1 protein-coding gene is annotated in these 4,152 nt (G+C 25.3%); it reads right to left on the minus strand.

Annotation, left to right across the window (positions count from 1 at the left end; translation table 11 throughout):
- Positions 1-369: 369 nt before the first annotated feature.
- On the minus strand, positions 370-4,152 hold a 3,783-nt coding region (locus tag Q0V09_RS08540), incomplete at its 5' end, for an OmpA family protein (protein ID WP_297488541.1).

The following is a 4,152-nucleotide window of genomic DNA, read 5'->3' on the forward strand; positions in this document are numbered from 1 at the left end:
TACGAATTCGTGACTGGAGTTCAGACGTGTGCTCTTCCGATCTTGAAGTAATACTTAATTTTGTATCAATATTCAAAGGATCAACCGTTGTCCAAATTGACCCTCTATTATTTTTTAAAATCACTCTATTATTAAATAAAATATCTGTTCTTCTATTTAATTGCTTCCCTTCTCTACTTTTATTTTCACTAACTGGAATCTCTTCTCCATTAGTTGAAATAGAAAAATTATAATACTTATCAACTTTTTTTGTTTTTTCTACAAAATTTTTATTATCACCTTGAATAAATAGTACTTTTTCATCATCTGCACCTGCTAGAGAAGAAGATGTTACTATTAGTAATACAATATATTTATACTTCCAATTCATTAATTTTTTCCTCCCACAGGTAAAGTTTCAGAAATATGAATCTTTAAAACTTTATTTTTATCTACTACTTTCAGAAGTTCTTTTTTTATACTATTTCCTCTTCTCAGTCCTAATTTTCTATTGTATTCATTTGATGCTCTACTATCTGTATTTCCACTAATATAAATAGTTCCTCCTGAATACTTTTTTAAATTCTCTATAATTTTCATTAAGTTTTCTCTTTGATCTTTTCTTATATTTGATTTATCTGTTGAAAAATAAATACTTCCTAGATTTATTTTTTCTATTACTTCTTTTTTTCTAATTATTTCTTTTGGAAGATGTACTCCAAAATTAAATTTTGCCATAACTTTTCCAATTCTTTGAACTCTTGGATTTTCTGTTGTAAATTTACTATCGAATGGAAGTGTTGCTTTATCTACTTTTATTATAAAATTCTCTCCTCTTTCAGGAACATCATCTATTCCATCTAAATGATATCTACCAAATGAATCTGTTTCCATTACTGTTCCATTTACTGTTGCTAAACGAACTCCTGGAATCCCCTCTTCATTTATACCTAAATTTGTTATTTTTAATATTTCATAGTATTTATTATCTTTTTCTACTATTTTTCTCATTACTTTTAACTTTTCACAAGTGATTCCTTTTTCTTTACTTCTATTAAAATCTTCATTAATAGTTCCATCATTATTTAACAAAATAATAGTTCCATTTTTATCTGTTATTTTTAAAGAACTAATTAAATATGGATTTTTTACTTCTCTTTTTATTTGAAATATTTTAGGAGTATCTAATTCAGATTCTCTTCCTCTTAAACTTCCAAGAGAAATAATCTTTTTAGTATTTTTATAATTTCCTAAATTGTCTAAAGTTTCGACTTTTATTCTTTTAGATGTTGCATCATCTTGCCATCCATCAAAGTCTCTATCATTAAAAACTTTTCCTAGAATGACTGTACTTGAAAATAATGGATCATTTTCTACAGTTACACTAGCTTCTGCTATTCTAGAAACCTTCTTTTTATATCTCTCTACCCAAGCCGTATTTTTATAAACTCCAGGTATAACTCCTGTTCCAACTTTTAATATATAAATCAATTGAACTTTTTTATCTCTATTAAGAATAATATTTTTAAAAGTTAATTCTCTTCCATTTTTTAAAACTATTGCTTTTTTTCCATCTATTTTTCCAGATCCTTCAGCATATTTAAATCCTGTAGGTAAAATATCTTTTATAGATAATTCTGAGATAATTCTATTCTTATCAGTACTTTGAACAGTTATTTTATAAGGAACTAAATCACCAATACTAACATCTTTTTTTAATACTTCTTTTATTATTTTAATATTCTCTTTTAATATTGTCCCTTTTGCTGAAGCTTTTAAATTTTCTCCTGCATAAGCTGTATTTATAAACTCTTTATTTTTTAAATCTTTTTTTAATCTTCCAATAACTGTATATCTTTCTATTTCATTTCCCTTCAGAATAATTCCTTTTAAATTTAAATCATTTTTTTCATTTTTTAATAAAATATCTTTAACTTCTCCAACTTTCCATGTCCAGTTTTCAAAATAATTCAATTTACTAATCTCATCTTTAATATTCATATTTTTAACAATATAATTAGAATCATTTTTTAATGATATATCATATATCACTTGATCTCCAGAATAAAATTCTTTATTTTCTCCCCTAATTACTTTTGTTAAAATTAATTTTGGAGAAACTATTTTTAAAGACACTTTATTTGAAACTTTATTTAAATTTCCAAAACTTAAATTAGCACTATTATCAATAATTTCATTTTTAATATCTAATTTATATTTAAATTTAGTATTAAAATAAATTATCTTACTTTCATTTGCTTTTAAAAGTGGAATAGTAATCCCCTTTTCTAAATCTTCAAATTTTCCCTTTTCGCCATATTTATATGTTCCTTTTTCATAGTGTTTTAAACTTAAATACTTATCTCCTACAATAATATCCTTTATATCGTAATTAGAATTATTTTTAACTGTAATTGTAAATAAAGCTTCTTCACCACTTTCTACAATGCCATCATTTCCTATATATCCATTTTCACCTAAATCTTTTACAGATAGATGAATCCCAACGTCATCTATTGTTGGAGATGTTTTTATTGATACTTCATCATTTCCTACAATATTTCCATCTTTCTTTATAACACCTTTATTTACTATTTCTGTTATTGTTTTATAGTCTTTTGGATATTTAACTTTAATATTAAATGAAATAGAATATGTTTTTCCTCTTTCTATTTTTGGAATAATTATTCCTTTTATTAAATTTTTATTATTTTCTATATTTTCCTCTTTTAAAAACTTAGAATCTAAAATATCTAATAACTCTATATTTTCAGCATCAATATTTGAAGCATTTGACACTTTTAAGGTGTATATTAATACTTCTCCATCTTCTGCTATATTATTTTTATTTGCATCTGCTACTGATTTTTCTATAATTAATTTTTCATCCTCAACTTTCAGTATATTTGACTCTATTTTCTTTGGTGGATGTCCATCTACTGTTACTTCTGCTATATTCTGCACTACATCTTTTGATGTTGTTCCCGCTGGATACTTTGGTAACATTTTACATTTTATTGTGATTACACTTTCTCCTGATGGTACATTTCCTAAGATTAATCCATCTTTTAGTGTTCCTGTTACATTCCCTGCGCTATAGCTTACTTGTGTATCTTTTTCCTCTTGAGAGATAAATGAGTTCCCTTTTTTATTTACTATTTTACTCAAATCATCCACTAACTTTACATTTGTTAACTCATAACTATTATTATTTGTTAGTTTTATCTCATATGTTAACTCTTCTCCTTGAGAAGCTATTTTATCACTATCTTTTATTACTTTTGTTACTTCTAGATCTTTTTCATCTACTTTCAGTGTATTTGACTCCACTTTCTTTGGTGGATGTCCATCTACTGTTACTTCTGCTATATTCTGCACTACATCTTTTGATGTTGTTCCCGCTGGATACTTTGGTAACATTTTACATTTTATTGTGATTACACTTTCTCCTGATGGTACATTTCCTAAGATTAATCCATCTTTTAGTGTTCCTGTTACATTCCCTGCGCTATAGCTTACTTGTGTATCTTTTTCCTCTTGAGAGATAAATGAGTTCCCTTTTTTATTTACTATTTTACTCAAATCATCCACTAACTTTACATTTGTTAACTCATAACTATTATTATTTGTTAGTTTTATCTCATATGTTAACTCTTCTCCTTGAGAAGCTATTTTATCACTATCTTTTATTACTTTTGTTACCTTCAGTTCTTTTCCTTCTGTTATCAAATCAACTTCATTAGAACTATACCCATTAAGATATGCTATATTTCTTATTATTTCATTTGGTTTAGTTCCTGAAGGTATACTAACTTTACATTTAATATTTATTGAAATCATTGAATTTGGCATTAATTCTTTTAAAATAATTCCTTTATTTATATCTCCAGCATTCTCACCAGAAATATATGTAGCTTTTATATTATTAAAAAATGGTTTTCCTTGTTCATTTTCAATCCTAGAAAAATCATCTTTTAATAAAGCATTAGTTACTATAAAAGAATTATTATTTGTTATATCTAATCTATACATAATTTCATCATTATTTTTTATATATTGTCTTCCTGTAATTTCATAATATTTTTTTCCTTTTAACAATAATGCTGTTTTCTTTACAGATAAATCCTTATTTTCTATATTAACACTTGCACTATAAGAAAAATCACCAAATGT

It is taken from the genome of uncultured Cetobacterium sp., from assembly GCF_947039425.1.
In the GTDB taxonomy this organism is placed as follows: domain Bacteria; phylum Fusobacteriota; class Fusobacteriia; order Fusobacteriales; family Fusobacteriaceae; genus Cetobacterium_A.